We start from the raw sequence: 26,632 nt of genomic DNA, 5'->3' as shown, positions 1-26,632 counted from the left end.
TTGGTTAAGATCTTTCGTCTCAACCGAGGCGCGCATTCTACAGCAGCCTCATTTGCTGTCAAGTGATTATTTTCAGAAGTTTTCGAAGATTTCTTCAACAACTTCAACCACTTGCGCTTCCGATCTCTCGTTAGCGGGAGGCGAATTCTACAGCGTTACACGCTGCTGTCAACACCTCTTTTTCTCCGCTTTCGACCGAGAAGATCGAACCGTTGAAAGCGCCGAAAAAACCAGCATTTCCAACTCCTTCCAGGCCTCGACAAACTGAAGCGACCCGCTTCGAAACTTACTTAACTCATTGAATCTCAAGGAGTTTTCCGTTTCGACTGCGCCGGAAGTGGGGCGAATTATAGACATCCAGAATTCGCCGTCAACCCCTTATTTCAACTTTATTCGGATTTCAGCGTAATTCGTGCAAAAGCCTTCTTGCCGGCCTGACAAACGTGAGTCGCACCCAGTACGTATATAAAGGAGCGATCAACAACCTCGCCATCTATACGTACCCCGCCGGAAGCCAGCAGATCACGAGCAGCGGCAGAGTTCTTCACCAGCCCCGCTTTATTAAGGACAGCAGCAATCGGCATATCCTCGGCAGCAGTCAGTTCGACCTCTGGCAGATCATCCGGCAACTCACCATCCTTCATACGATTACCCGCACCACGGTGAGCATTGGCCGCAGCCTCTTCACCATGGAAGCGCGCAACAATCTCTTCGGCCAGCTTGATCTTGATATCGCGAGGATTAGCTCCCGCCTCTACGTCGGCACGGAACGCATTGATCTCATCCATCGAACGGAAGCTTAGCAGCTCGAAGTAGCGCCACATCAACGCGTCGGGAATCGAAACCAGCTTGCTGTACATGACACCCGGCGCTTCCTGGATACCGACGTAGTTGCCCAGCGACTTGGACATCTTCTTCACACCATCCAGACCTTCAAGCAACGGCATCGTCAGGATGCACTGTGCTTCCTGACCATAACCACGCTGCAGCTCACGCCCCATCAGCAGGTTGAACTTCTGATCGGTACCACCCAGCTCAACGTCAGCGCGCAACGCGACAGAGTCATAACCCTGAACCAGCGGATAGAGAAATTCGTGAATGGCAATCGGCTGATTGGTGGTGTAGCGCTTATCGAAGTCATCACGCTCGAGCATACGAGCAACGGTGTACTGCGAAGTCAGACGAATAAAGTCCGCAGGCCCCATCTGATCCATCCAGGTGGAGTTGAACGCGACTTCGGTTTTCGCCGGATCAAGAATCTTGAACACCTGAGTCTTGTAGGTCTCGGCGTTTTCCAGAACCTGCTCACGGGTCAACGGAGGCCGCGTGGCACTCTTGCCGCTCGGATCACCGATCATTCCGGTGAAATCACCAATAAGGAAGATCACCTGATGCCCCAGCTCCTGGAACTGGCGCAGCTTATTAATAAGCACAGTGTGGCCAAGGTGCAGATCCGGCGCAGTTGGATCGAAGCCGGCCTTGATTCGCAGCGGCTGGCCACGCTTGAGCTTTTCGATCAGCTCGGACTCGACCAAAAGTTCTTCCGCACCACGTTTAATCAGCGCTAGCTGCTCTTCAACCGACTTCATAACAGACCCGCAAGGCTCAGATTCAAAGGGAACCAACCATACAAGATCGTGCACCAAATACAAGTTTTGCCCGGCGCACGGACACCAATCCACGGACATGGCGCCCGCAGACTTGCTTCAAAGATGATTTGGTTATATTTTATACAGTTATTTCATCTTCATCATGTCATTCATCTTTTCCAATTCATCTTTTTCAAAGTCAAATTACTTATGACCACTGAACCGTCTAAAGCGCCACCGCTTTACCCGAAGACCCACCTGCTCGCCGCAAGTGGGATCGCCGCCCTTCTCAGTCTGGCGCTCCTGGTGTTTCCATCCAGTGATGTTGAAGCCAAAAAGACAACGCTGAGCCTTGAACTGGAAAGTCCTGTTGAACAACTGACACAAGATCAAGACGCTGCCGACGCGGCTCAAGCCACAAACGAATCCGTAGCCTCCCCTTTCGCGCAGATCGAAAACAGCACCGAAGAAACGCAGGAAACCGCCCAGGCCGCACCAGCGCCGACACCGGTAGTCGAAGAAAAGAAGGCCCCGAATCACAGGGAAGTGATCGTCTCCAAGGGCGATACGCTTTCTACACTGTTCGAGAAAGTCGGCCTGCCGGCCGCGGCCGTCCATGAAGTGCTGGCCAGCGATAAACAGGCCAAGCAATTCAGCCAGCTCAAACATGGCCAGAAACTCGAATTCGAATTGAACCCACAAGGCCAGCTGACCAACCTGCACAGCAAGGTCAGCGACGTTGAAACCATCACCCTGACCAAGAACGACAAGGGTTATGTGTTCAACCGCGTTACCGCCAAACCCACTGTTCGCACCGCTTATGTGCACGGTGTGATCAACAGCTCGCTGTCGCAGTCCGCCGCCCGCGCAGGCCTGTCCCACAGCCTGACCATGGACATGGCCAGTGTCTTTGGCTACGACGTCGACTTCGCCCAGGATATCCGCCAGGGCGACGAATTCGATGTGATCTACGAACAGAAAGTGGTGAATGGCAAAGCGGTTGGCAACGGCCCGATCCTGTCAGCCCGCTTCACCAACCGCGGCAAGACTTACACCGCCGTGCGTTACACCAACAAACAGGGCAACAGCAGCTACTACACTGCTGATGGCAACAGCATGCGCAAGGCGTTCATCCGTACACCGGTGGACTTCGCCCGCATCAGCTCGAAATTCTCCATGGGCCGCAAACACCCGATCCTCAACAAGATCCGCGCCCACAAAGGCGTCGATTACGCCGCCCCACGTGGTACGCCGATCAAGGCTGCCGGCGACGGCAAAGTGCTGCTGGCCGGCCGCCGCGGCGGTTACGGCAACACCGTGATCATCCAGCACGGCAACACTTACCGTACGCTGTATGGCCACATGCAGGGCTTCGCCAAGGGCGTGAAGACCGGCGGCACCGTCAAACAAGGCCAGGTGATCGGTTACATCGGCACCACCGGCCTGTCCACCGGCCCGCACCTGCACTATGAATTCCAGGTCAACGGCGTTCACGTCGATCCATTGGGGCAGAAGCTGCCGATGGCCGACCCGATCGCCAAATCCGAACGCGCTCGCTTCCTGGCGCAGAGCCAGCCGTTGATGGCTCGCATGGATCAGGAAAAAGCCACCATGCTGGCTTCGAGCAAACGTTAAGCCATGGCTCTGTATATCGGCGTGATGTCCGGCACCAGTCTCGATGGGTTGGACATCGCCCTGATTGAGCAATCCTCGGCGATCAATCTGGTCGCCACGCACTACATCCCTATGCCTGACACCCTGCGCGCCGAGATGCTTGGCTTGTGCGCCAGCGGCCCTGACGAGATCGCCCGCTCGGCGATTGCCCAGCAGAACTGGGTGAAGCTCGCCGCACGAGGGATCCATACCCTTCTGGAACAGCAACAGCTCAAGCCTGAAGCCATTCGCGCGATCGGCAGCCACGGCCAGACCATTCGCCATGAACCGGCGCGTGGTTTCACGGTACAGATCGGCAACCCTGCCCTGCTGACCGAGCTGACTGGCATTACAGTCGTCAGTGACTTCCGCAGCCGCGATGTAGCCGCCGGCGGCCAGGGCGCTCCTTTGGTTCCGGCCTTTCATGAAGCGTTGTTCGAAGAGCGTACCGGTAACCGTGCAGTCCTGAATGTCGGCGGTTTCAGTAATCTCAGTCTGATTGAGCCGAACAAGCCTGTAGCCGGTTTCGACTGTGGGCCGGGGAATGTGCTGATGGACGCCTGGATTTATCAGCAACGGGGCGAGAACTACGACCGCAACGGGCAGTGGGCAGCCAGCGGCAAGGTCGAGCCGACCCTGCTGAAAGCTCTGCTCAGCGATCCGTTTTTCGTGACCCAAGGCCCGAAGAGCACCGGCCGCGAAGTCTTCAACCTGCCCTGGCTGGAGCAGCAACTGTCGCGTCTGCCAGGTTTCGCACCCGAAAACGTACAGGCGACATTGCTCGAACTGACGGCGCTGACCATCGTCGAATCGCTGCAAGGCGCTCAATCGAATACCGAAGAGCTTCTGGTCTGCGGGGGCGGCGCCCACAACGCCACACTAATGAAACGCCTGGCCGGGCTGCTGCCGAATGCCAAGGTCGCCAGCACCGCGACCCACGGTGTCGATCCGGACTGGGTCGAGGCCATGGCCTTCGCCTGGCTGGCCCATTGCTGCCTTGAAGGGATCGCCGCCAATCGCCCGAGCGTCACCGGCGCCAAAGGCCTGCGCGTACTCGGCGCCATCTACCCCAACTGACAAATCGCAGATAACAAAACGCCGCAGAACCGTGAGGTTCTGCGGCGTTTTATTGTGTTCGGTGAAGCGCGTTCAGATCGAGAACGAGGAGCCGCAACCACAAGTGGTGGTGGCATTCGGGTTCTTGATCACGAAACGCGAACCTTCCAGACCTTCCTGATAATCCACCTCGGCACCTGCCAGGTACTGGAAGCTCATCGGATCAACCACCAGACTGACGCCTTCGCGCTCGACGATGGTGTCGTCCTCGGCCACATCCTCATCGAAGGTGAAGCCGTACTGAAACCCTGAACAACCGCCGCCCGTAACGAATACGCGCAGCTTCAAGCGATCATTCCCCTCTTCATCGACCAGGCTCTTCACCTTGTGCGCGGCACCTTGAGTGAATTGCAAAGCCGTGGGGGTGAAGGATTCGACGCTCATGCTGACTATCTCCCGGCGTTACGCCGCCATAATGCGTGATGACGCGCATTATCCGCTTGTCCTAGAAAATCGGTCAACTATTGTTACGGTATATCAATAAAGCTGATCAGCCGACCAGAATGCAAAAAGGCCCGTCAAACGGGCCTTTTTGCCAAGCAAGATCAGTCGTTACGGCAGCATGCCGGCGTGGGACAGCCCCAAACGCTCATCCAGCCCGAACAGAATATTCATGTTCTGCACCGCCTGACCCGACGCGCCCTTGACCAGGTTATCGATCACCGAGAGCACTACCACCAGATCACCATCCTGCGGGCGGTGAACCGCGATGCGGCAGACGTTGGCGCCACGCACACTACGGGTTTCTGGATGGCTACCAGCCGGCATCACGTCGACGAACGGCTCATTGGCATAACGCTTCTCGAACAGCGCCTGCAGATCCACCGAGCGGTCCACCACGGTCGCGTAGAGCGTGGAGTGAATGCCACGAATCATCGGCGTCAGGTGCGGCACGAAAGTCAGACCGACATCCTTGCCTGCCGCACGACGCAGCCCCTGACGAATTTCCGGCAGATGGCGGTGACCTTTCACCGCATAAGCCTTCATGCTTTCCGACGTCTCGGAGTACAGCGAGCCTACGGCAGCACCACGACCGGCACCGCTGACACCGGACTTGCAGTCGGCGATCAGGTGCGAAGCGTCGGCAATGCCCGCCTCAAGCAACGGAAGGAAGCCCAGCTGCGTCGCGGTCGGATAGCAACCCGGCACCGCGATCAGGCGTGCTTTCTTGATTTGCTCACGATTGACTTCCGGCAAGCCGTAAACCGCTTCGTCCAGCAGCTCCGGCGCGCCGTGCGGCTGACCGTACCACTTGGCCCATTCATCAGCGTCCTGCAGACGGAAGTCTGCCGACAGGTCGATGACCTTGGTGCCGGCCGCCAGCAACTCGCCGGCCAGTGCGTGGGCAACGCCGTGCGGAGTGGCGAAGAACACCACGTCACAAGCGCCCAGGGTCTTGATGTCCGGCACGCTGAATGCCAGACCGTCGTAGTGACCGCGCAGGTTCGGGTACATATCAGCCACGGCCAGACCGGCCTCGGATCGGGAAGTGATGACCACCACTTCTGCCTGCGGATGCTGTGCCAACAGACGCAGCAGTTCGACACCGGTGTAACCCGTGCCGCCGACGATACCGACCTTGACCATAAACCTGCCCTCAACGAACCCACTGGAAAGCCGTCGATAATAGGGGCCGCGCGCCCCTGCGACAACCGCCAAGGTGACGTGCGGACGCTCAAGCCTCTACTATCGGGCCTACCGTGAATCAGGGAATAACCCAAAATGCTCTATCTGTGGATCAAAGCGCTGCATATCGTCAGCATCGTGTGCTGGTTTGCCGGCCTCTTCTATCTTCCGCGACTGTTCGTTTATCACGCGCAAAGTGAAGACACGATCAGCAAGGAACGCTTCAGCATCATGGAGCGCAAGCTCTATCGCGGCATCATGGGCCCGGCAATGATCGCCGCGCTGATCTTCGGTGGCTGGCTGATCTATCTGAACCCGAGCATCTTCAGCAGCGGTGGCTGGATCCACGCCAAACTGACCCTGGTCGTGCTGTTGATCGGCTACCACCACATGTGCGGCGCGCAGGTAAAACGTTTTGCCCGTGGCGAGAACACCCGCAGCCATGTCTTTTATCGCTGGTTCAATGAAGTGCCGGTTCTGCTATTGCTGGCTATCGTAATTCTGGTCGTGGTCAAGCCGTTCTAACTTCAACAAATACAACTTTCCGGGGTACTTCCGATGTCGCTGCCCGCTCTGCTCGAACAACGTCTGCGCCTGCCTGTGGTGGCGGCACCGATGTTCCTGATTTCCAATCCTGAACTGGTGCTGGCGTGCTGCCGCAACGGCGTGGTTGGCAGCTTCCCGGCGCTGAACCAACGCGAAAGCAGCGGGTTCAAGGCCTGGCTGGAGCAGATCGAAGCAGGCCTGGCGACATTGGAGAACCCGGCGCCGTACGCGGTGAACCTGATCGTCCACCACAGCAACCCACGCCTGCAGGCTGACCTGAACATCTGCGTCGAACACAAAGTCCCCATCGTCATTACCAGCCTGGGGGCCGTCAAAGAGCTGGTGGATGCGGTGCACAGTTACGGTGGCCTGGTCTTCCACGACGTAACAACCCGCCGCCATGCCGAGAAAGCCGCCGAAGCAGGTGTCGACGGTTTGATCGCCGTCGCAGCCGGTGCCGGTGGGCACGCCGGAACCTGGAGCCCGTTTTCGCTGATTGCCGAGATCCGCGAGTTCTTCGACAAGACCCTGTTGCTTGCAGGATGTTTGAACCATGGGCATGAGATTCTCGCCGCACAACTGCTCGGCGCGGATCTGGCCTACTTCGGCACGCGATTTATCGGCACCACTGAAAGTCATGCGCCTGACGCCTACAAGCAGATGCTGCTGACTGCCAAAGCCGCCGACATCATTCATACTCCTGCCGTGTCCGGTGTTCCGGCCAGCTTCATGCGCCAAAGCCTGGAGGCCGCCGGTTTCGACATGGCAGCCCTGCAGGGCAAGGGTGAAGTGAACTTCGGCGACAAGCTCAAGCCGATCAACGACGAAGCCAAGGCTTGGAAAACCGTGTGGTCGGCGGGTCAGGGCGTAGGTCAGATCAACGATCTGCCAAGCGTGGATCAACTGGTGGCGCGTCTTGATGCGGAGTATCGCCAGGCCCTGCATCACGCAGCACAGTTACCCAAACGCTGGCCACGCTGAACAAATCCGGCCAGTCGCTGCCAGAGGACTGGTCTGGCACTGACAGACTGCAATCACTCAACTTATCTCGCGACAAGGATGCCTCGGCCATGAGCGAACCCCGTTACAAGATCGTTTTCGACGGCGCGCTCCAGCCCGGCGTCGATATCACCACGGCCAAGCTCAACCTGGCCGACCTGTTCAAAAGCGATGTCGCCGCCATCGAGCGCCTGTTCAGTGGCCGCACCGTCTCGCTCAAGCGTGATCTGTCGCACAGCGATGCGCAGACTTATCTGCAAGCGCTGGGCAAGACCGGGATCGATGCCCGGATCGAAACAGAAACGCCCATCGAACTGAATCTTTCGGATGTCCACGAGCAAAGTGCCGCTGTGACGGAGCCTGACTCGCCTTACGCGCCACCTCGCGCCGCTGTCGGTGAAAGCCTGCCGGCGTTCGCGCCGCTAAAGCCGTTCAGCGTCGAGGGCCGGATCGGCCGTTTGCGTTACCTGGCTTGGTCGATGGTGTTGAGCCTGGTAACCCTGCCAATCGTCAGCGTGTTCGCGCTGATCGGCCTGGGCCTGGTCAGCGCCGACTCGACGACGGGGCTGATCATCGGCGGTCTCCTCGCCTTCTTCCTGTTCCTGGCCTTCGCGATCGTCGGCATCCTGTTCAGCATTCAGCGCCTGCACGATATCGGCTGGTCCGGGTGGCTCTGGCTGCTGACGCTGGTGCCGTTCGTGGGCAGTTTCTTCCCGCTGGTAATCATGGTCGTACCGGGCAACACCGGGGCCAACCGCTATGGCCCACCACCTCCGCCAAACAGCACGGCGGTCAAAGTGCTGTGCTCTCTGTGGATAGTGTTTATAGGGCTGTTTTTTGTGGGTGGCATGCTGGGCGGGATCACCGCCATCCAGCAGGAGTATGAAAGCAGCCTTGAAAGCAGCTACGAGAGTGGTTCGGTGACCACCGATGAAATTGATGTCGAAGTCGAACCCGCCGCGAATTCGGCAGACGATGCAGCCGAAGCCGCCCTCGCCCCTGTAGACTCTGCGAAAGAATGAACAACGCTCCCCGCCGTGACACCTGCGTCCACGGCGCGGCGCTGTTGCGATGGAGATTTGCATGACCCGTTACGCTCTGATCACCGGCGCCTCCAGCGGCATCGGCCTGGCCATGGCCGAAGCCCTGGCACGCCGTGGCCGCAGCCTGATTCTGGTGGCTCGCCAGCGTGATCAGCTGGAAAGCATTGCGATTGAACTGACCCAGCGCTTTGGCGTTGAGGTGCTGTTCCGCGCCTGTGACCTTGGCGAACCGCTGCGCCTGTCCGGTTTCCTGCTGGAGCTTGAAGAAGGCGACCGGCAGATCGATCTGCTGGTCAACTGTGCCGGCATCGGTACTTGCGGCCCGTTCCTGGCCCAGGACTGGATGACCGAACAGGATCTGATCGAAGTGAACATCCTCGCCCTCACCCGGCTCTGCCATGCCATCGGCAACAGCATGGCGTTGCAGGGTGGCGGGCAGATTCTCAATGTCGCGTCGGTGGCGGCCTTCAACCCCGGGCCCTGGATGAGCACCTACTACGCCAGCAAGGCGTACGTGTTGCACTTCTCGGAAGCACTGCGGGTGGAACTGAAGAAGTGCGCGGTCAAGGTGTCGGTGCTCTGCCCCGGCCCGACCCGCACCGCGTTCTTTCGCACCGCTCAACTGAACAACGACAAGCTCAACGCCAGCAAACTGCTGATGAGTCCCGAGGAGGTTGCGCTGTATACCGTGCGCGCCCTGGAGAAAAACCGCGCGATTATCATTCCAGGACGCCGAAACCGCTGGTTCGCCTTTCTACCTCGGCTCGGTTCGCGCTGGCTCAATCGCACGATTGTCGGCATGGTCAACAAGGCTTACTGCCCGCGCTGAAAAGCCCTACGGCAAAACACTGGGCGGGCTTATCCCCCTATGAGTACACTCAGGCCAGCCCAAACAACGGAGAAAACAGCTGTGGATACTCTGTTCACCAAGATCATCAACCGGGAAATCCCGGCGAAGATCATCTACGAGGACGACCAGGTTCTGGCGTTCCACGACATCGCCCCACAGGCACCGGTGCATTTTCTGGTGATCCCGAAGAAACCGGTGCGCACCCTCAACGACCTGACCGAAGACGACAAGGCACTGGCCGGGCACATCCTGTTCACCGCCCAGCGTCTGGCGCTGGAGCTGGGTTGCGAGGAAGGCTTCCGGGTGGTGATGAACTGCAATGAAATGGGCGGACAGACGGTCTACCACATTCACATGCACGTGCTCGGCCAACGCCAGATGAACTGGCCTCCGGGCTGATTGAACTGCAGGCTCGGTGGGAGCGCCCTGCTCCCACATGACCCAGCGCAAACCTTCCCCGGCCGATTCGGTTAAACTGGCCGCCGAGATTCTTCCCGGAGGTCAGCATGACTACCCAACGTCACTACTCGCCCATTGATCGTCTTCTGCTGCAAGCCGATGCTGCGATGCGTACCCTGCTGCCCTTCAGCGGCCAGCCGTACCGTCCGTCACCGGCGATCGTGCAGCCTGATGTGCAAATGAGCGATGAAGACACCCGCCACGTCGCCGGCCTGATGCGCATCAACCATACCGGCGAAGTCTGTGCCCAGGCGCTGTATCAGGGCCAGGCGCTGACCGCCAAGCTGCCGCAAGTGCGTGAGGCCATGGAACATGCGGCCGAAGAAGAGATCGATCATCTGGTCTGGTGCGAACAGCGCATTCACCAGTTGGGCAGCCACACCAGCGTGCTCAATCCGCTTTTCTACGGCATGTCGTTCGGGATCGGTGCAGTCGCCGGACTGATCAGCGACAAGGTCAGCCTCGGGTTTGTCGCCGCCACCGAGCATCAGGTCTGCAAGCATCTGAACGAACATCTGGAACAACTGCCGGCCGAGGATGAAAAATCCCGGGCGATTCTGGAGCAGATGCGTATCGATGAAGAACATCACGCGGAAAGTGCACTGGAGGCCGGCGGTTTCCGCTTCCCGGCGCCGGTGAAGTTCGGCATGAGTCTGTTGGCCAAGGTGATGACCAAGAGCACTTACCGGATCTGAAAAACGCCCGCAAAAAAGGCGACTGCCGCAAAGCAGTCGCCTTTTTTTGTGCCCGGATTTCTTAGCTCGGCATATTGCGCGCGTAGAAGATTTCCAGCATTTCGTGTTTCACACGCTCGGTCACCTGAGCGCGTTGCTCGGAAGACAGGTTGCTGGTGGCATCGCCGAACAGGTAGTTGTCCAGTTCGAAGTTCTTCAGCAGCATTTTGGTGTGGAACAGGTTTTCCTGGTACACGTTCACGTCGGTCATCTGGTACGCGTCGCGAGTGTCATCGGAAAGGTAGTTCTGAATCGAGTTGATCTCGTGGTCGATGAAGTGCTTGTTGCCTTCAACGTCACGGGTGAAGCCGCGCACACGGTAATCCACGGTCACGATGTCCGAGTCGAACTGGTGAATGAGGAAATTGAGCGCTTTAAGCGGTGAAATGACACCACAGGTCGACACATCGATGTCCACACGGAAGGTCGCAATACCGGCGTCCGGATGAATTTCCGGGTAGGTGTGCACCGTGATGTGGCTCTTGTCGAGGTGGGCCAGGATGATTTCGGGCAACGGGCCCGGGGACTCTTCGATCTGGCTTTCGGTCGGGGTCACCGGCTCTTCCGAGATCAGAATCGTGACGCTGGCACCCTGAGGCTCATAGTTCTGACTCGCAATGTTCAGAATGTTGGCACCAATGATTTCGACAACTTCCGTGAGGATCTGCGTCAGGCGTTCGGCGTTGTACTCTTGATTGATGTACTCGACGTAAGCCTGCTGGTCCTGCGGGGTTTCCGCGTAGCAGATGTCATAGATGTTGAAGCTCAAGGTCTTTGTCAGGTTATTGAACCCGTGGAGCTTGAGTTTGCTTTTCACCGTTAAAAACTCTCTATGTATGCGGCACGGCCGCGTGATCAAGCATGCCCGTCAAGTGCGAACAACGCACCTGCGTAGGACGGTTAACACCTCTTCGCGATGGCGATTTTGGTTATCTGTTCAGGCGGATGACCCGTCGGTTGACTGATCACGGCCCTGAAAAAAGTGGCGCATTATGCAGACGTCAGCGGGGGATCGCCAGAGTCTGCACTGCTTTTATGATAGTTGAATGTCGGCTCAGCCGAGTTCGACGATTTCATAGTCGTGGGTGATCGCTACACCGGCAGCGCCGAGCATGATCGAGGCCGAGCAATACTTCTCGGCAGACAGCTCGATGGCGCGTTTGACCTGGGCTTCTTTCAGGCCACGGCCCTTGACCACAAAGTGCATGTGGATCTTGGTGAACACTTTCGGATCTTCGGTCGCGCGCTCGGCTTCCAGAAAGGCTTCGCAGCTTTCAACGGCCTGACGGGACTTCTTCAAAATGCTGACCACGTCGAAATTGCTGCAACCGCCGACGCCCAGCAGGAGCATTTCCATCGGGCGGACACCCAGGTTACGACCACCGGCGTCCGGCGGACCGTCCATGACCACGACATGACCGCTGCCGGATTCGCCGAGGAACATGGCTTCGCCAGCCCATTGGATGCGTGCCTTCATCGCCAAGACTCCACTGTAGAAAAAAGGGTCGCCAGCTTAGCACAGGGCCCTGCCCGGACAGCGAGCACGTTCCTAGGACGGATGCACCTTTAACGTAGGTGATTTCTCGAAATTTCGACGAAGTGTCTGGTAAGCTGGCGCCAATTCACTGGCGCCTTCGCCAGACTGTGTAGCGACCGTCTCAGCGCCTCATATAAAAACCAAATATAACCGTGCAGTCTTTTCGGGATACAACCATGGTTGGTATTACCCCCACACCCAAAATCAAGAACCTCGACAAGCTGCTGATGCATTGCCAACGCCGGCGTCACGCGGCCAAGAGCAACATCATCTGCGCTGGGGATCGCTCCGACACGCTGTACTTCATCATCCGCGGTTCGGTCACGATCCTGATCGAGGACGACGACGGCCGCGAGATGATCATCGCGTACCTGAATGCCGGGGACTTCTTCGGCGAGCTGGGCCTTTTCGAAGAGGCCGGCCAGGAACAGCAGCGCAGCGCCTGGGTGCGGGCCAAGGTCGAATGCGAAGTCGCGGAAATCAGCTACGCCAAGTTCCGCGAATTGTCGCAGCAGGATCCAGACATTCTTTACGTGCTCAGCGGACAAATCGCACAACGCCTGCGCAACACCACGCGCAAGGTTGGCGACCTGGCGTTCTTCGACGTCACCGGCCGTGTCGCTCGCTGCCTGCTGGAGCTGTGCAAACAACCGGATGCCATGACTCACCCGGACGGCATGCAGATCAAGGTGACCCGTCAGGAAATCGGCCGGATTGTCGGCTGTTCGCGAGAGATGGTCGGTCGCGTGCTCAAGGATCTTGAGGAACGCAACCTGGTGGATGTGAAAGGCAAGACCATGGTGGTCTTCGGCACTCGCTGAGTGCCAAAACTCAGCCGGCGTAGATCTGCGCCAGCATCAAACGAAAGAGTTCATCGAGACGCGCCAGTGCATGGGGCGCCGGGAATTTTTCATGCAGAGCGATGTGGCTGGCGGCACGGACCCGCTGCTCCAGACCACACGCTTCGTTGAAGCGGTTGACCGCCGCGACCATCGACTCACGTTCGTCATCCACCAGCATCGCCCCGTGCACCAATCCCACCGGACGCTGACCACCCTGACTCTGGCGCCAGCGCTGAGCGGTGCCGACCATCTTGCGACCGTCGAGATTGACGTTGAAGCGACCGTCGCAGAACGCACCGTCGATTTCCCCCAGCGACGAAGTGCCACCCAACTCATCCAGCAACTCACAGATCGGATCACACAGACGCCGGTAACCGGTTTCGATACGGTTCAGATCGCCTTCGCTGCGAGGCGGTGCGTAGACCAGTGCAATGTTGATGGTCGAAGCCGACTGCGGAACAGGTTCGCCGCCGGTTTCACGCAGCAACACCGGCCAGCCGGCAGCAGCGGAGACTTCACAGGCGTGATCGAATCCGGGCAAGCGGTTCAAACGGCGCGGCATGACCAAGGCGCGGTCGCTGGGCTGCCAGAACAACAAGCCGAATTCGGCATCACCCGCGCAGACCGAGGCCAGCAAATCCTGTTCGGCTTGCAGACCGGCTTCGATGGTCAGGGACGTGGGGATCATAAGGTTTCCATAGGACGTTGAGTCTGAGGTGAATCTTATGCCGCCTTCGCGGGCAAGCCCGCTCCCACAGGGGGACGGGCGCCTGCGAAGACTCGATCAGTCGAGGGTCGAACCGCTCACCGGTACGCCGCGCTCAGGGAAGAACAGACGTTGCAGTTCGATGCCCGGGTTTTCGGCGCGCATGAACGCTTCGCCGACCAGGAACGCGTAAACGTCGCTGATTTCCATAAGCTCGACATCGGCACGGTTGAGGATCCCGCTCTCGGTGATGACCAGACGATCGCGCGGGATGCGCGGCAGCAGGTCGAGGGTGGTTTCCAGGCTCACGTCAAAGGTGTGCAGGTTGCGGTTGTTGACCCCGACCAGCGGCGTGTCGAGGGTTTTCAACGCGCGCTCCAGTTCATCGCCGTCGTGCACTTCCACCAGCACATCGAGGCCAACGTCTTTGGCCACCGACGCCAGTTCGGCCATTTTCACGTCATCCAGCGCGGAGACGATCAGCAGCACGCAATCGGCGCCCAAGGCACGGGCCTCGACGATCTGGTACGGATCGATCATGAAGTCCTTGCGGATCACCGGCAGCGAGCACGCCGCGCGGGCCTGTTGCAGATAGGCATCGGCGCCCTGGAAGTAGTCGATGTCGGTCAGCACCGACAGGCAGGTCGCCCCACCCTTCTCGTAGCTTTTGGCGATGTCGGCGGGAACGAAGTTCTCGCGGATCACGCCCTTGCTCGGCGACGCCTTCTTGATTTCGGCGATCACTGCCGGTTGTTTCTTCTTGGCCTGCGCCAGCAATGCCTGGGCAAAACCACGGGGTGCATCGGCCGCCTTGGCCAGACTTTCCAGCTCGCTCAGGCTGACGCGAGCGCTACGCTCGGCGACTTCCTGAACCTTGCGGGCCAGAATTTTTTCCAGAACCGTCGGTACACTCATCCCTCATTCTCCACTTTGAATACCGCGGTAAAGGCACCCAACTCCTCGAGTTTTTCCCGAGCAAGACCGGTGTGCAGAGCGTCGTGGGCCAGTGCCACGCCCTCTTTCAGACTTGTCGCCAGGTCGGCTGCGTACAGCGCCGCACCGGCATTGAGCACGATCATTTCGGCAGCCTTCTGACCGTTCTCGGTCTTGCGCTTGCCCAGCGCATCGCGGATCAGCGCCAGCGAGGCTTCCGGGCCTTCGACCGACAGACCGTGCAGGCTCTGGCTCTTCATGCCCAGATCTTCCGGCTCGACCCAATATTCGGTGATCTGATCGTCCTTCAGCTCGGCGACAAAGGTCGGCGCCGCCAGGCTGAATTCGTCCAGACCGTCCTTGGAATGCACCACCAGCACGTGCTTGCTGCCCAGGCGCTGCAAGACTTCAGCCAACGGCCGGCACAGCGCCGGGGTGAACACGCCCACCACCTGATGTTTCACACCGGCCGGATTCGTAAGCGGGCCAAGCATGTTGAACAGGGTACGCAGGCCGAGATCGCGGCGCGGGCCGGCGGCGTACTTCATGGCTTTGTGGTGAGTCTGGGCAAACATGAAACCGATGCCGACGTTGTCGATGCAGCGCGCCACCTGAACCGGGGTCAGGTTGAGGTAGATGCCGGCGGCTTCCAGCAGGTCGGCACTGCCGCTCTTGCCCGATACGGCACGGTTACCGTGCTTGGCCACGGTGCAACCGGCCGCAGCGACCACGAAGGAAGACGCGGTCGACACGTTGAAAATATTCGCCCCGTCACCGCCGGTGCCGACCACATCGACCACGCCGTCGAGGGTCTTGAGTTCGACCTTGTCCGCCAGTTCGCGCATCACCGACACGGCGCCGACGATCTCATCGATGCTCTCGCTCTTCATGCGCATGGCCATCATGAACGCGCCGATCTGCGCGTCAGTGCATTGGCCGGTCATGATTTCGCGCATCACGTCGCGCATTTCATCGGTGCTGAGGTCGAGGTGATCGACGATACGGCTCAGGGCTGTCTTGATATTCATGGAAAGTCCTTAGCGCGTGCCGCCGGTTTGTTTGAGGAAGTTGGCGAACAGTTCATGGCCCTGTTCGGTCAGGATCGATTCGGGGTGGAACTGTACGCCCTCGATATTCAGGGTCTTGTGACGCAGGCCCATGATTTCGTCGACCGAACCGTCATCGTGCTGGGTCCACGCCGTCAGCTCCAGGCAATCGGGTAACGTTTCGTGTTTGACGATCAGGGAATGATAGCGGGTGACGGTCAGCGGGCGGTTCAGCCCGGCAAACACACCCTTGTCCTCGTGGAATACCGGACTAGTCTTACCGTGCATCACTTGCCGGGCACGGACGACATCGCCGCCAAAAGCCTGGCCGATGGACTGATGGCCGAGGCAGACACCGAGGATCGGCAGTTTGCCGGCGAAGTGCTTGATGGCTTCGATGGAGATGCCGGCTTCGGTCGGTGTGCACGGGCCCGGGGATACCACGATCCGCTCAGGGTTGAGCGCTTCGATTTCGGCGATGGTCAGTTCGTCGTTGCGCACCACCTTGACCTCGGCACCCAGCTCGCCGAGGTATTGCACAACGTTGTAAGTAAAGGAGTCGTAGTTGTCGATCATCAGCAACATGGCGTTTCGAACCTCTTGAATTCTGACTTGAAGACAGCATTCGGATGACTTGCCAGGCGCTGCACACGGTCAGACGCGCAGGTCGCATCGGCACAGCGGCATTTCAAACGGGCAAGGAAGGCAAAGCGATACAGATCCGGCAGGGCCGGCAGAAAAGATTCAGGCGCGCCAACGCCAGCGGGCGTGTGCCTTGATGACTTGATCCAGAAGTTTGCTGGTGATCAACACGGGGAAGGTCTCGTTCATACGTTTCGGCACAGTAACTTAGCTGGGCGGAGCGTGCAATATGGCCGGGGCCGTGGGGGATAAAACAATGGGAGGGTTGACGACCGATGGCAAATCGCCGGAAGTTTTTGGTACTGTCGTTTCGTTCACTACAACAATAAATAAACGGACTTGCTCATGATCAAACAGACGTTGTTTGTACCGCTCGCCGGATGCCTGCTCGCGATGGCCTGCGCCCAGGCGAACGCCGCACCCAATCCTTATTCGAATTTCGTGGTCTTCGGCGACAGCCTGAGCGATGCGGGGACTTTCACCGACAGCGGCGGCCCGGCCGGCGCCACGCAGCGCTACACCAACCGCACCGGTCCGGTCTATCTGGACGGCAGCGGTGAACTCCGCTCGCTGAACTCGACGCAACTGCTCGGTGGCCGACTCGGCTTCACACCGGATCAAACGGCCTCCTCGTCCTCGGCAGTTCGTGCCGGCCAAGGCCAGCCGGACGGTAACAACTGGGCTGTCGGCGGGTACCGCACCGACCAGATTCTCGACTCGATCACCAGCCAGTCCGCCACCGGCGAACGCACCCGCGCCGGTTATCTGCCGTCGAACGGTTTCCGCGCCGACCCGAATGCCCTGTATTACCTGACCGGGGGCGGCAACGACTTCCTCCAGGGCCGCGTCACCAGCCTGCCTCAGGCGAATGCCGCCGCCGATCGACTGGTCGACAGCGTACGCACACTGCAAGGTGCCGGCGCCCGCTACATCATGGTCTGGTTGTTGCCGGACATCGGCCTGACCCCGGCCATCAACGGCTCGCCGCTGCAGGCCTTCACCTCGCAACTCAGCGCCCAGTTCAACACCGAACTGGTCAGCCAGTTGCAGAGTGTCAATGCCAACGTGATTCCGCTGAACGTGCCGGTCCTGCTCAAAGAGGCATTCGCCAATCCGGCGCAATTCGGTCTGGCAACCGACCAGAATCTGGTCGGCACCTGCTTCAGCGGCAACAGCTGCACGGAGAACGCCCGGTATGGCATCAACAGCGCCACCCCGGACCCGACCAAGCTGATCTACAACGATGCCGTCCACCCGACCGAAGCCGGGCAGCGCCTGATTGCCGATTACGCCTACTCGCTGCTGGCCGCGCCATGGGAGGCGACCCTGTTGCCACAAATGGCCCAAGGCACCTTGCGCTCGCATCAGGATGAATTGCGCAACCAGTGGTTGGCGGATTGGGAAAACTGGCAGGCCGTTGGCCAATGGCGGGCGATTGTCGCCGGTGGTGGCCAGCATCAGGACTTCGACAGCCAGCGCAGCGGCGCCAGCGCCGACGGCAATGGTTACAACCTGAACATCGGCGGCAGCTACCGTCTCAACGACGCCTGGCGGGTGGGCGTGGCGGCCGGTTTCTACAACCAGAAACTCGAGGCCGGCGACAACGACTCGGACTACAAGCTGAACACTTATCTGGGCACTGCGTTCGCCCAGTACCAGCAGAACCGCTGGTGGGGTGACGCCGCCGTGACCGCCGGGCATCTGGATTACGACAGCCTCAAACGCAAATTCCAGCTGGGGGTCAACGAACGCGGCGAGAAAGGCGATACCGACGGCTATGTTCTGGCCTTCAGCGGACGCGTGGGTTACGACATTGCGCCAGAGGCAAGCAGCCCATGGCACCTGTCGCCGTTCGTCAGCGCCGATTTCGCCAAGGTTGAAGTCGATGGTTACTCGGAAAAAGGCGCGGACTCCACCGCGCTGACGTTCGATGACCAGTCGCGCATCTCCCGGCGTCTCGGCCTCGGGATCCAGGGCAAGTACCAGATCACCTCGCAGACCCAGGTGTTCGGCGAACTGGCCCACGAGCGCGAGTACAACGACGACACCCAGAATGTGACGATGAACCTCAACAGCCTGCCGAACAACCGCTATACCCTGGCCGGCTATACCCCTCAGACCAACCTGAACCGCCTGAACCTGGGCGTGAGCCACAACCTGACCAAGGATCTGGCATTACGTGCCAGCTACGACATCCGCAAGGATGACGACTTCACCCAGCAAGGGATCAACGTCGGCGTAGCGCTCGACTTCTGATTCGCAGGCAAAAAAAACGCGGCGCCCTCACAGGCGCCGCGTTTTTTTATGGCTGAATCATCAATCACTCAGTCCGGGGCTTGCTCGGCCAGTGCAACAGCGCGGAACATCGCCCGGCGCTTGTTGATGGTTTCTTCCCACTCCAGCGCCGGCACCGAGTCGGCGACGATGCCGCCACCGGCCTGTACGTGCAGCTCGCCGTTCTTGATCACGGCGGTACGGATCGCAATCGCGGTGTCCATGTTGCCGTTCCAGGCGAAGTAGCCGACCGCGCCGCCGTACACACCACGCTTGACCGGCTCCAGCTCGTCGATGATTTCCATCGCGCGGATCTTCGGTGCGCCGGACAAGGTGCCCGCCGGCAGGATCGCCCGCAGTGCGTCCATCGCCGTCAGCCCGGCCTTCAACTGGCCGGTGACGTTGGACACGATGTGCATCACGTTGGAATAACGCTCGATGACCATCTTCTCGGTAAGTTTCACCGAGCCGATTTCCGATACGCGCCCGGTGTCGTTGCGACCGAGGTCGATCAGCATCAGGTGCTCGGCGATCTCCTTGTCGTCGGACAGCAGGTCTTCTTCCAGCGCCACGTCCGCCTCTTCGGTAGCCCCGCGAGGACGGGTGCCGGCAATCGGGCGCACGGTGATCAGGTTGTCTTCGACCCGCACCAGCACTTCCGGCGAACTGCCGACGACGTGGAAGTCGCCGAAGTTGAAGAAGTACATGTACGGCGTCGGGTTGAAGCAACGCAGTGCGCGATAAAGATCGATCGGCGCCGCCTTGAAGTCGATCGACATGCGCTGGGACGGCACGACCTGCATGCAGTCACCGGCGAGGATGTATTCCTTGATGGTGTCGACGGCTTTTTCGTAGTCGTCCTGGGTAAAACTGGAGCGGAACACCGGCTCGGCTGCCTGCTGCTTGCTGAAATCCAGGCCACGGCGCGGGGTGATCGGTTGACGCAGTTTTTCCAGCAGTTGCTGCAATTGCGCCTGGCCCTGCTCGTAGGCATCGGCCTGCGCCGGATCGGCCAGCACGATCGCGTGCATCTTGCCGGCGAGGTTGTCGAACACCACCACCGCATCGGAGACCATCAGCAGAATGTCCGGCACGCCCAGCGGATCCGGATTCGGGCATTTGCCGAGGCGCTTCTCTACATAACGCACACAGTCGTAACCGAAGTAACCCACAAGACCGCCGTTGAAGCGCGGCAGACCGGCAATGGTCGGCACGTTGTAGCGGGCCTTGAAGGTTTCGACGAAGGCCAGCGGATCTTCGACGTCGTGGCTTTCGGTCTCGACGCCATCGACGGTGATGCTCACGTGATGATCGTGAACCCGCAGCACGGTGCGGCACGGCAGGCCGATGATCGAGTAACGGCCCCATTTCTCGCCGCCCTGCACCGATTCGAGCAAGTAGGAGTTGGGCTGGTCGGCCAGTTTCAGGTAGATCGACAGCGGGGTGTCGAAGTCGGCCAGGGTTTCGCAGGCCAGCGGGATGCGGTTGTAGCCGTCAGCGGCCAGACGCAGGAATTCTTCGCGGATCATAGGGTGCCTCGTGGTGTGAGGTGCAAATCAGTCAGGTGTGCAAACGCGCCGGCAGGCCGGCCAGGAACAAGTCAGGCGCGCCAACGCCAGCGGGCCAGGGCCTTGATGACTTTCATCCAGAGTTTGCGGGTGACCACCACGATGGCGTTTCCAGAAGGGGATTGAGCAGCGTCGGGCAACGTTATCTCAGCGGCCGTATCCAGGCAACCGGGAATTAGCTTGCGCAGATCGTCGATCACCAGCGCCGGGGATTCCTCGGCAATCGGTCGGCCATGGTTGTAGCCATAACTCAGCCCGACACATTTGACCCCCGCCGCTTTCGCCGCCAGCACGTCGCTGCGCGAATCGCCGACGAACAGCGATTGCGAGGCGGGAATGCCGGACATCTTCATGACGAAGAACAGCGCCGCCGGGTCAGGCTTCTTCTGCGGCAGGGTATCGCCGCCGATGATCCACTTGAAGTAGCGGCCGATCTTCATCTGATCCAGCAGCGGCGCGACGAAGCGCTCCGGCTTGTTGGTGATCAGCGCCATGGCCACGCCCTGCTTGTGCAGCCATTTCAGGGTGTCGCGCACGCCGGGATAGACCACGGTCAGCTCATGGCTGGCGCCGTAGGCCTCCATGAAAACTTCCAGCGCGTGCTCGGCTTCGACGTCATCCACGGAAGAATGGTCGATGCCGCCGGCCAAGGCGCGGCGCACCAGCACCGGCGCACCGTTGCCGACCCACTCGCGCACCGACTCGATACCGGCAGGCTTGCGCCCGAGCGAGAGCAGCATGTTATCCACCGCCGCCGCCAGGTCGGGTACCGAATCGATCAGCGTGCCATCCAGATCGAACATCACCAACCGCGGCAGTTGCCCCGGGAACAGCTGCTCAAAACCGCTCATGGGCGAGCCAGCGCCAGTTCGGAACGCATCTTGTCGATGACTTCCTGATAGTTCGGCGCATTGAAGATCGCCGAACCGGCGACAAAGGTGTCGGCACCGGCAGCGGCGATTTCACGGATGTTGTTGACGTTGACGCCGCCGTCGATTTCCAGGCGGATGTCACGGCCCGAGGCATCGATGATCGCGCGGGCTTCACGCAGCTTGTCGAGGGTGCCGGGGATGAATTTCTGCCCGCCGAAGCCCGGGTTGACGCTCATCAGCAAGACCATGTCGACCTTGTCGATCACGTACTTGAGCACGTCCAGCGGGGTCGCCGGGTTGAACACCAGGCCGGATTTGCAGCCGCCTTCACGGATCAGTTGCAGCGAACGATCGACGTGAAGCGTGGCTTCCGGGTGGAAGGTGATGTAGGTGGCGCCGGCTTCGATGAAGTCGCCGACGATGCGATCCACCGGGCTGACCATAAGGTGCGCGTCGATCGGCGCGGTGATGCCGTACTTGCGCAGCGCGGCGCAGACCATCGGGCCGATGGTCAGGTTCGGTACGTAGTGGTTGTCCATGACATCGAAGTGAACGAAGTCGGCACCGGCGGCCAGAACGTTGTCCACTTCCTCGCCCAGGCGGGCGAAGTCGGCGGAGAGAATCGACGGAGCAATAACGAAGGGCTGCATGACGCACCTTTTCTGAGCTAAATCACGATGGCGCGCATTGTATACCTCAAGTTTCCGCGCGCGCACCGTGACCGCGATGATTGGGTTGTGCCATGACCGATGACCGGCGGGTTCTCAGTACGCCGCCCGGTAGATCTTCTCGATGTCGGCGGCGCTGAGCTTGCGCGGGGTGTTGCGCATCAGGCGCTCGATTCCCGCGGCCTCCACGGCCATGGCCGGGATCGCCTCTTCGGGCACCCCGAAACTGCGCAGACCCAGCGGGATTTCCACCGCCGCGCACAGTTCGGTCATCGCCGCGACGGCGCTATCGGCGGCTTCATTGAGACTCAGATGAGCGGTCTTCACTCCCATGGCTTCGGCAATATCCTGCATCCGCTCGACGCAGGCCATCTTGTTCCAGGTCATGACATACGGCAGCAGCAACGCATTGCTGACGCCGTGAGCAATGTTGAATCGCCCGCCCAGCGGATACGCCAGCGCATGCACCGCGCCGACCCCGGCATTACCGAACGCCATGCCGGCCATCAGGCTGGCAGTGGCCATGTCTTCCCTGGCCTGCAGGTTGGAGGGGTTGGCGTAGGCCTTGGGCAAGGACCGGGCGATCAACTTGATTGCGCCGATGGCCAGCGAATCGGTGATCGGCGAGGCATTCAGTGACAGATAGGATTCGATGGCATGCACCAGCGCATCGACGCCACTGGCGGCGGTGACACTGCGCGGGCAGGTCAGGGTCATCTGCGGGCTGACCAGCGCCACGTCCGGCAACAGGTAGTCGCTGACGATGCCTTTCTTCAATTGGGCGACCTTGTCCGAAAGAATCGCCACGTTGGTCACCTCGGAACCGGTGCCGGCCGTGGTCGGGATGGCGATCACCGGCGGGCCTTTGCGCGGCACCTGATCGACGCCGAACAGATCTTCCAGCGCACCGTGATAACCAGCGTACGCCGCGACGCTCTTGGCGATATCGATCGCACTGCCGCCACCCAGACCAATCAGACCGTCATGCCCGCCCTCTCGATAGACGCGCATGCAGTCCTCGACGATGGCGATTTCCGGATCCGGCAGCACCCGATCGAAGATTTCGTACTCGCGCTCGCCGATCTGCGCCAGCGCCAACTGCACCGTGCCGGACTTGACCAACGCGGCATCGGTGACGATCAGCGGGTTATCGATGTCCAGCCGCGTGAGTTCGGCCGCCAGTTGCTCGATGGCCCCGGCGCCGGTGATCAGTTTGTGAGCAATCTTGAACGAGGAAAGACTCATCGTGCGCAGCCTCTTATAGATGTGGGAGCTGAGCACAAGCGTAGCTGGGGAATTCGGGTTGTCTGTCATTCAGCGCATGAATGGCAACCCGCACACTGATCGTTCCCACGCTCCGCGTGGGAATGCAGCCCGGGACGCTCCGCGTTCCATTCGGGAGCTGGAACGAGGAGCGAGGGAACAATATCGAGCTGGGTTCAGACCTGAGCGGTGCGCAGCTTCTCACTCCGCCCACGCAACCACTCCAGCGTCAGCAACAGAATCACCGAGAAGGCAATCAACAACGTCGCAGCCGCCGCAATCGTCGGGCTCAGGTTCTCGCGTATCCCGCTGAACATCTGCCGTGGCAACGTCGCCTGCTCGGGACCTGCGAGGAACAGTGTCACCACCACCTCATCGAACGAGGTCGCAAAGGCAAACAGCGCCCCGGAAATCACTCCCGGTGCAATCAGCGGCAAGGTCACCCGACGGAACGTGGTCAGTGGCGAAGCACCAAGGCTGGCCGCCGCCCGCACCAGATTATGGTTGAACCCCTGCAGTGTCGCCGACACCGTGATGATCACGAACGGCACACCCAGCACCGCGTGCACCACGATCAGCGAGAAGAAACTGTTGCCCAGGCCCAGCGGCGCGAAGAACAGGTAACTGGCCACACCGATGATCACCACCGGCACCACCATCGGCGAAATCACCAGCGCCATCACCAGCGGCTTGCCGGGGAAGTCGCCACGGGTCAGGCCGATGGCCGCCAGCGTGCCGAAGACCATTGCCAGTACCGTCGCCGCCGGGGCGACGATGATGCTGTTCTTCAGCGAGCGCATCCATTCCGCCGAGGCGAAGAAATCCTGATACCAGTGCAGCGAGAAACCTTGCAGCGGGTACACCAGGAAACTGCCCGAGTTGAACGACAGCGGCACGATTACCAGCACCGGCAGGATCAGGAACAACAGGATCAAGCCGCAGAGGATCCGCAAGCTGTAGAACCACACCCGCTCGACGGGCGACATATAAGGACTCAGCATTTCAAATTCCCCCTTAGCTCAGGCGCAGGCGACTGGCGCCCACCAGCCAGCTGTAGATCAGATAAAGCACCACGGTCGCCAGCAGCAACAGCCCGCCCAGTGCGGTGGCCATGCCCCAGTTGATGCTGGTGTTGGTGTAGAACGCGACGAAGTAGCTGACCATCTGGTCGTTCGGGCTGCCCAGCAGCGCCGGGGTGATGTAGTAGCCAATGGCGAGGATGAACACCAACAGGCAACCGGCGCCGACACCGGCGTAGGTCTGCGGGAAGTACACCCGCCAGAAACTGGCGAACGGATGGCAACCGAGGGAAATCGCAGCACGCATGTAGGTCGGCGAGATGCCTTTCATCACGCTGTAGATCGGCAGGATCATGAACGGCAGCAGGATGTGCACCATCGAGATGTAAACCCCGGTGCGGTTGAACACCAGCTCCAGCGGTTTATCGATGATGCCCATCGCTATCAATGCGCTGTTGATCAATCCGCCGGATTGCAGCAACACGATCCACGCGGCGACTCGCACCAGAATCGAGGTCCAGAACGGCAGCAGCACCAGAATCATCAGCAGGTTGCTTTGACGCGAAGGCAGATTGGCCAGCAGGTACGCCAGCGGATAGGCCAGCACCAGGCAGATCACGGTGATGATCAGGCCCATCCAGAAGGTCCGGGCGAAGATGTCGAGGTAGATCGCCTGATCCGGGGTCGCCGGAGCAATTTCGCCGAGGTCGTCGATGCGATGATCCACCGCCGCCAGCAGATAGAACGGGGTGATGCTGCTGGTGTTGCGCTTCACCGCTTGCCAGTAGGCCGGATCGCCCCAACGCTCGTCGAGGCCCTCCAGCGCTTCTTTATAAGAGGCCGGTTCGCTGGCGAATGGCAGCGAGCGGGCGGTTTTGGTCAGCAGGCTGCGATAGCCGGCCAACTCCATGTTCAGGCGCTTGGACAGATCGCCCAGGGTCTGGTTTTTCCGCGCTTCGGCGAGGTCTTCGCTGGCGGCTTTATAGACTGGTTCGGCGGGCAGGCCTCGGCCGTCCCACGCAGCAATCGCGGTTACGGTGCGCGGCATGCCGCCAACCACTTCCGGGTTGCCGACGCTTTTATAGAGCAGCGCCACGATCGGCACCAGGAACACCAGCAACAGAAACAGCACCAATGGCGCGATCAGCGCCTGGGCCTTCCAGCGGTTGACCCGCTCGGCGTGCTTGAGCCGCTGCTTCAAGGTGGGGCTGTTGCCCTCGTTCAGGGGAACGGCGATGGCCATGACGTACTCCGCAAATCTTTGATCGTTACAAAAGCGGCGAATACCGCCTCGAACTTGGGGTACTGATCGTTCCCACGCTCTGCGTGGGAACGCATTCAGTGACGCTCTGCGTCACAGGGACGCGGAGCGTCCCGGGCGGCATTCCCACGCAGAGCGTGGGAACGATCATCCGGTAGCCGTCGGCCCGTGTGACGTGGTTACTTCGCAGCCCAGGAATTGAAGCGCTGCTCCAGTTGCTCGCCGTTGTCAGCCCAGAAGCTGACGTCGATCTGCACCTGGTTGGCGATGTTTTCCGGGGTGGTCGGCATGTCTTTCAGGATCGCCTTGTCCAGCAAAGGCACTGCCTGAGAGTTGGCCGGGCCATAGGCGATGTTTTCCGAGTAGGTCTTCTGCTGTTGCGGCTGTACCGAGAACGCGATGAATTTCTTCGCCGCTTCAGCACGCTTGGCGTCCAGGCCTTTCGGAATGGCCCAGGCGTCGAAGTCGTAGATACCGCCGTTCCACACCACCTTCAGGTTGGATTCTTTCTGCACGGCAGCGATACGACCGTTGTAGGCCGAGCTCATGACCACGTCACCGGAAGCGAGGTATTGCGGCGGCTGGGCGCCGGCTTCCCACCACTGGATGTTCGGTTTCAGCTCATCCAGTTTCTTGAACGCTCGATCCTGGCCGTTCTTGCTGGCCAGTTCCTTGTAGACGTCTTTCGGCGCAACGCCGTCGGCCATCAGTGCGAATTCGAGGGTGTACTTGGCGCCTTTGCGCAGGCCGCGCTTGCCCGGGAATTTCTTGGTGTCCCAGAAATCCGCCCAGCTGGTCGGTGCGGTTTTCAGCTTGTCGGCGTTGTAGGCCAGCACGGTCGACCACACAAAGAAGCCCACGCCGCATGGCTGGATCGCGCCTTTGACGTAGTCTTCGGATTTGCCGAACAGCGCAGGATCGAGTTGTTCGAACATGTCTTCGTCGCAGCCACGGGACAGCTCCGGCGATTCAACCTCGACCAGATCCCAGGACACGCTCTTGGTGTCGACCATGGCTTTGACCTTGGCCATCTCACCGTTGTACTCGCCGGCGACGATCTTGCCGTTGCCCGCCGCTTCCCACGGTGCGTAGAAGGCTTTGACTTGCGCCGCCTTGTTCGCCCCGCCAAACGACACCACGGTCAGATCCGGCCCAGCGGCCATTGCGCTTGCCGCACCCATCAGGCCCAGGGTCAGGGCTGTGAACTTCAGGGATCTCAACATTTATTGTTCTCTCCACGTGCAGGGTTGGTGTTGGTATTGCCGGGGCGCTTAATGCGCCTCATGGGGACGCCCTCACTTAGTTTCCTCACCGCGTTGTCGCCTTAAAGCGGGCCAGGCAAGGCGCAGGCCGAAGGGAATGGTGTTCCCTTTCCAAGGCCTGCAA

Annotated in this window: 27 protein-coding genes; 11 read left to right on the top strand and 16 right to left on the bottom strand. The window is 60.0% G+C overall.

What is annotated here, in order from left to right:
• Window positions 1-268 (top strand): hypothetical protein (locus tag ACTJK7_RS21255; RefSeq protein ID WP_440780145.1); only part of this gene is annotated, 268 nt, incomplete at its 5' end.
• A 121-nt stretch (window positions 269-389) separates the two neighbouring features.
• Here ACTJK7_RS21255 and tyrS read toward each other — a convergent pair.
• Entirely contained in the window at window positions 390-1,589 is a 1,200-nt protein-coding gene (tyrS, locus tag ACTJK7_RS21250; RefSeq protein WP_085731729.1) for a tyrosine--tRNA ligase, read from the bottom strand.
• A 210-nt stretch (window positions 1,590-1,799) separates the two neighbouring features.
• On the opposite strand from tyrS, the gene ACTJK7_RS21245 reads away from it, so the two are divergent.
• Both ACTJK7_RS21245 and ACTJK7_RS21240 read left to right on the top strand, forming a co-directional pair.
• On the top strand, window positions 1,800-3,224 hold the full coding sequence (locus ACTJK7_RS21245; RefSeq protein ID WP_108563383.1) for a peptidoglycan DD-metalloendopeptidase family protein: 1,425 nt from the start codon (window positions 1,800-1,802) through the stop codon (window positions 3,222-3,224).
• Window positions 3,225-3,227: 3 nt separating this feature from the next.
• Window positions 3,228-4,319: an anhydro-N-acetylmuramic acid kinase gene (locus tag ACTJK7_RS21240; protein ID WP_108563384.1), complete on the top strand. Its 1,092-nt coding sequence runs from the start codon at window positions 3,228-3,230 to the stop codon at window positions 4,317-4,319.
• Between the two features lie 72 nt (window positions 4,320-4,391).
• Here ACTJK7_RS21240 and erpA read toward each other — a convergent pair whose 3' ends face one another.
• Both erpA and argC read right to left on the bottom strand, forming a co-directional pair.
• Window positions 4,392-4,742 carry an iron-sulfur cluster insertion protein ErpA gene (gene erpA / locus ACTJK7_RS21235; RefSeq protein WP_003228776.1) on the bottom strand — a complete coding sequence of 117 codons (351 nt, stop codon included), beginning with the start codon at window positions 4,740-4,742 and terminating at the stop codon, window positions 4,392-4,394.
• Between the two features lie 168 nt (window positions 4,743-4,910).
• The gene (gene argC / locus ACTJK7_RS21230) at window positions 4,911-5,945 is read right to left on the bottom strand and encodes an N-acetyl-gamma-glutamyl-phosphate reductase (protein ID WP_064599800.1); all 1,035 of its coding nucleotides are present in this window, start codon (window positions 5,943-5,945) and stop codon (window positions 4,911-4,913) included.
• A 135-nt stretch (window positions 5,946-6,080) separates the two neighbouring features.
• Between argC and hemJ the strand changes: the two genes are divergently transcribed.
• The 6 genes from hemJ (at window position 6,081) to coq7 (ending at window position 10,576) form a co-directional block, all read left to right on the top strand.
• Entirely contained in the window at window positions 6,081-6,509 is a 429-nt protein-coding gene (gene hemJ, locus ACTJK7_RS21225; protein WP_011336184.1) for a protoporphyrinogen oxidase HemJ, read from the top strand.
• A gap of 33 nt (window positions 6,510-6,542) precedes the next feature.
• The gene (locus ACTJK7_RS21220; protein WP_108563385.1) at window positions 6,543-7,511 is read left to right on the top strand and encodes an NAD(P)H-dependent flavin oxidoreductase; all 969 of its coding nucleotides are present in this window, start codon (window positions 6,543-6,545) and stop codon (window positions 7,509-7,511) included.
• Window positions 7,512-7,600: 89 nt separating this feature from the next.
• The gene (locus tag ACTJK7_RS21215) at window positions 7,601-8,551 is read left to right on the top strand and encodes a DUF805 domain-containing protein (RefSeq protein WP_108563386.1); all 951 of its coding nucleotides are present in this window, start codon (window positions 7,601-7,603) and stop codon (window positions 8,549-8,551) included.
• A 61-nt stretch (window positions 8,552-8,612) separates the two neighbouring features.
• On the top strand, window positions 8,613-9,401 hold the full coding sequence (locus ACTJK7_RS21210) for an SDR family NAD(P)-dependent oxidoreductase (RefSeq protein ID WP_007956321.1): 789 nt from the start codon (window positions 8,613-8,615) through the stop codon (window positions 9,399-9,401).
• 81 nt (window positions 9,402-9,482) lie between these two features.
• Complete coding sequence (locus ACTJK7_RS21205; protein WP_007956318.1) at window positions 9,483-9,821, top strand: histidine triad nucleotide-binding protein; 339 nt, start codon at window positions 9,483-9,485, stop codon at window positions 9,819-9,821.
• Between the two features lie 107 nt (window positions 9,822-9,928).
• Window positions 9,929-10,576, top strand: coding sequence for a 2-polyprenyl-3-methyl-6-methoxy-1,4-benzoquinone monooxygenase (coq7, locus tag ACTJK7_RS21200; RefSeq protein ID WP_007956317.1), 648 nt, complete (start codon window positions 9,929-9,931; stop codon window positions 10,574-10,576).
• Window positions 10,577-10,637: 61 nt separating this feature from the next.
• Here the strand turns inward: coq7 and speD are convergent, their stop codons facing one another.
• Both speD and ACTJK7_RS21190 read right to left on the bottom strand, forming a co-directional pair.
• On the bottom strand, window positions 10,638-11,432 hold the full coding sequence (gene speD, locus ACTJK7_RS21195; protein WP_085609101.1) for an adenosylmethionine decarboxylase: 795 nt from the start codon (window positions 11,430-11,432) through the stop codon (window positions 10,638-10,640).
• A 237-nt stretch (window positions 11,433-11,669) separates the two neighbouring features.
• Window positions 11,670-12,092, bottom strand: a complete 423-nt coding sequence (locus tag ACTJK7_RS21190) for an OsmC family protein (protein ID WP_003228794.1) — start codon at window positions 12,090-12,092, stop codon at window positions 11,670-11,672.
• A gap of 236 nt (window positions 12,093-12,328) precedes the next feature.
• On the opposite strand from ACTJK7_RS21190, the gene crp reads away from it, so the two are divergent.
• On the top strand, window positions 12,329-12,973 hold the full coding sequence (crp, locus tag ACTJK7_RS21185; RefSeq protein WP_011336190.1) for a cAMP-activated global transcriptional regulator CRP: 645 nt from the start codon (window positions 12,329-12,331) through the stop codon (window positions 12,971-12,973).
• A gap of 10 nt (window positions 12,974-12,983) precedes the next feature.
• On the opposite strand, the gene ACTJK7_RS21180 is transcribed toward crp, so the two are convergent.
• From ACTJK7_RS21180 to ACTJK7_RS21165, 4 genes are all read right to left on the bottom strand, one after another.
• Entirely contained in the window at window positions 12,984-13,682 is a 699-nt protein-coding gene (locus ACTJK7_RS21180; protein ID WP_011336191.1) for a lipoate--protein ligase family protein, read from the bottom strand.
• A gap of 96 nt (window positions 13,683-13,778) precedes the next feature.
• Window positions 13,779-14,615 (bottom strand): indole-3-glycerol phosphate synthase TrpC, encoded by an 837-nt coding sequence (gene trpC, locus ACTJK7_RS21175; protein WP_064380376.1) that lies wholly within the window; start codon window positions 14,613-14,615, stop codon window positions 13,779-13,781.
• Window positions 14,612-15,661, bottom strand: a complete 1,050-nt coding sequence (gene trpD / locus ACTJK7_RS21170; protein WP_039768098.1) for an anthranilate phosphoribosyltransferase — start codon at window positions 15,659-15,661, stop codon at window positions 14,612-14,614. The genes trpC and trpD overlap by 4 nt, the downstream gene beginning before the upstream one ends.
• Window positions 15,662-15,670: 9 nt before the next feature.
• Window positions 15,671-16,264 carry an aminodeoxychorismate/anthranilate synthase component II gene (locus ACTJK7_RS21165; protein WP_007956309.1) on the bottom strand — a complete coding sequence of 198 codons (594 nt, stop codon included), beginning with the start codon at window positions 16,262-16,264 and terminating at the stop codon, window positions 15,671-15,673.
• A gap of 402 nt (window positions 16,265-16,666) precedes the next feature.
• On the opposite strand from ACTJK7_RS21165, the gene estP reads away from it, so the two are divergent.
• Complete coding sequence (estP, locus tag ACTJK7_RS21160) at window positions 16,667-18,577, top strand: esterase EstP (protein ID WP_282475377.1); 1,911 nt, start codon at window positions 16,667-16,669, stop codon at window positions 18,575-18,577.
• Window positions 18,578-18,645: 68 nt separating this feature from the next.
• On the opposite strand, the gene trpE is transcribed toward estP, so the two are convergent.
• From trpE to ACTJK7_RS21125, 7 genes are all read right to left on the bottom strand, one after another.
• A complete protein-coding gene (gene trpE / locus ACTJK7_RS21155) occupies window positions 18,646-20,124 on the bottom strand; it encodes an anthranilate synthase component I (protein ID WP_236194884.1) in 1,479 nt (492 codons plus the stop codon).
• Between the two features lie 71 nt (window positions 20,125-20,195).
• Window positions 20,196-21,014: a phosphoglycolate phosphatase gene (locus tag ACTJK7_RS21150; RefSeq protein ID WP_064380366.1), complete on the bottom strand. Its 819-nt coding sequence runs from the start codon at window positions 21,012-21,014 to the stop codon at window positions 20,196-20,198.
• A complete protein-coding gene (rpe, locus tag ACTJK7_RS21145) occupies window positions 21,011-21,685 on the bottom strand; it encodes a ribulose-phosphate 3-epimerase (protein WP_003228808.1) in 675 nt (224 codons plus the stop codon). The genes ACTJK7_RS21150 and rpe overlap by 4 nt, the downstream gene beginning before the upstream one ends.
• A gap of 114 nt (window positions 21,686-21,799) precedes the next feature.
• A complete protein-coding gene (locus tag ACTJK7_RS21140) occupies window positions 21,800-22,948 on the bottom strand; it encodes an iron-containing alcohol dehydrogenase (protein ID WP_440780149.1) in 1,149 nt (382 codons plus the stop codon).
• 194 nt (window positions 22,949-23,142) lie between these two features.
• Window positions 23,143-23,967 (bottom strand): ABC transporter permease, encoded by an 825-nt coding sequence (locus tag ACTJK7_RS21135; protein WP_011336198.1) that lies wholly within the window; start codon window positions 23,965-23,967, stop codon window positions 23,143-23,145.
• Between the two features lie 13 nt (window positions 23,968-23,980).
• The gene (locus tag ACTJK7_RS21130; protein ID WP_064380362.1) at window positions 23,981-25,228 is read right to left on the bottom strand and encodes an ABC transporter permease; all 1,248 of its coding nucleotides are present in this window, start codon (window positions 25,226-25,228) and stop codon (window positions 23,981-23,983) included.
• Window positions 25,229-25,425: 197 nt separating this feature from the next.
• Window positions 25,426-26,469 (bottom strand): ABC transporter substrate-binding protein, encoded by a 1,044-nt coding sequence (locus tag ACTJK7_RS21125; RefSeq protein WP_064380359.1) that lies wholly within the window; start codon window positions 26,467-26,469, stop codon window positions 25,426-25,428.
• Window positions 26,470-26,632 lie beyond the last annotated feature (163 nt).

This window comes from Pseudomonas sp. 22085 (assembly GCF_052045815.1).
Lineage (GTDB): Bacteria > Pseudomonadota > Gammaproteobacteria > Pseudomonadales > Pseudomonadaceae > Aquipseudomonas > Aquipseudomonas glycinae.
This window is presented reverse-complemented; position numbering and strand designations above follow the sequence as displayed.

Excerpts from the sequence above, each read along its gene's own strand:
- tyrS (WP_085731729.1), bottom strand. The coding sequence starts at position 1,589 with ATGAAGTCGGTTGAAGAGCAGCTAGCGCTGATTAAACGTGGTGCGGAA.
- ACTJK7_RS21245 (WP_108563383.1), top strand. The coding sequence starts at position 1,800 with ATGACCACTGAACCGTCTAAAGCGCCACCGCTTTACCCGAAGACCCAC.
- ACTJK7_RS21240 (WP_108563384.1), top strand. The coding sequence starts at position 3,228 with ATGGCTCTGTATATCGGCGTGATGTCCGGCACCAGTCTCGATGGGTTG.
- erpA (WP_003228776.1), bottom strand. The coding sequence starts at position 4,742 with ATGAGCGTCGAATCCTTCACCCCCACGGCTTTGCAATTCACTCAAGGT.
- argC (WP_064599800.1), bottom strand. The coding sequence starts at position 5,945 with ATGGTCAAGGTCGGTATCGTCGGCGGCACGGGTTACACCGGTGTCGAA.
- hemJ (WP_011336184.1), top strand. The coding sequence starts at position 6,081 with ATGCTCTATCTGTGGATCAAAGCGCTGCATATCGTCAGCATCGTGTGC.
- ACTJK7_RS21220 (WP_108563385.1), top strand. The coding sequence starts at position 6,543 with ATGTCGCTGCCCGCTCTGCTCGAACAACGTCTGCGCCTGCCTGTGGTG.
- ACTJK7_RS21215 (WP_108563386.1), top strand. The coding sequence starts at position 7,601 with ATGAGCGAACCCCGTTACAAGATCGTTTTCGACGGCGCGCTCCAGCCC.
- ACTJK7_RS21210 (WP_007956321.1), top strand. The coding sequence starts at position 8,613 with ATGACCCGTTACGCTCTGATCACCGGCGCCTCCAGCGGCATCGGCCTG.
- coq7 (WP_007956317.1), top strand. The coding sequence starts at position 9,929 with ATGACTACCCAACGTCACTACTCGCCCATTGATCGTCTTCTGCTGCAA.
- ACTJK7_RS21190 (WP_003228794.1), bottom strand. The coding sequence starts at position 12,092 with ATGAAGGCACGCATCCAATGGGCTGGCGAAGCCATGTTCCTCGGCGAA.
- crp (WP_011336190.1), top strand. The coding sequence starts at position 12,329 with ATGGTTGGTATTACCCCCACACCCAAAATCAAGAACCTCGACAAGCTG.
- ACTJK7_RS21180 (WP_011336191.1), bottom strand. The coding sequence starts at position 13,682 with ATGATCCCCACGTCCCTGACCATCGAAGCCGGTCTGCAAGCCGAACAG.
- trpC (WP_064380376.1), bottom strand. The coding sequence starts at position 14,615 with ATGAGTGTACCGACGGTTCTGGAAAAAATTCTGGCCCGCAAGGTTCAG.
- trpD (WP_039768098.1), bottom strand. The coding sequence starts at position 15,661 with ATGAATATCAAGACAGCCCTGAGCCGTATCGTCGATCACCTCGACCTC.
- ACTJK7_RS21165 (WP_007956309.1), bottom strand. The coding sequence starts at position 16,264 with ATGTTGCTGATGATCGACAACTACGACTCCTTTACTTACAACGTTGTG.
- estP (WP_282475377.1), top strand. The coding sequence starts at position 16,667 with ATGATCAAACAGACGTTGTTTGTACCGCTCGCCGGATGCCTGCTCGCG.
- trpE (WP_236194884.1), bottom strand. The coding sequence starts at position 20,124 with ATGATCCGCGAAGAATTCCTGCGTCTGGCCGCTGACGGCTACAACCGC.
- ACTJK7_RS21150 (WP_064380366.1), bottom strand. The coding sequence starts at position 21,014 with ATGAGCGGTTTTGAGCAGCTGTTCCCGGGGCAACTGCCGCGGTTGGTG.
- rpe (WP_003228808.1), bottom strand. The coding sequence starts at position 21,685 with ATGCAGCCCTTCGTTATTGCTCCGTCGATTCTCTCCGCCGACTTCGCC.
- ACTJK7_RS21140 (WP_440780149.1), bottom strand. The coding sequence starts at position 22,948 with ATGAGTCTTTCCTCGTTCAAGATTGCTCACAAACTGATCACCGGCGCC.
- ACTJK7_RS21135 (WP_011336198.1), bottom strand. The coding sequence starts at position 23,967 with ATGCTGAGTCCTTATATGTCGCCCGTCGAGCGGGTGTGGTTCTACAGC.
- ACTJK7_RS21130 (WP_064380362.1), bottom strand. The coding sequence starts at position 25,228 with ATGGCCATCGCCGTTCCCCTGAACGAGGGCAACAGCCCCACCTTGAAG.
- ACTJK7_RS21125 (WP_064380359.1), bottom strand. The coding sequence starts at position 26,469 with ATGTTGAGATCCCTGAAGTTCACAGCCCTGACCCTGGGCCTGATGGGT.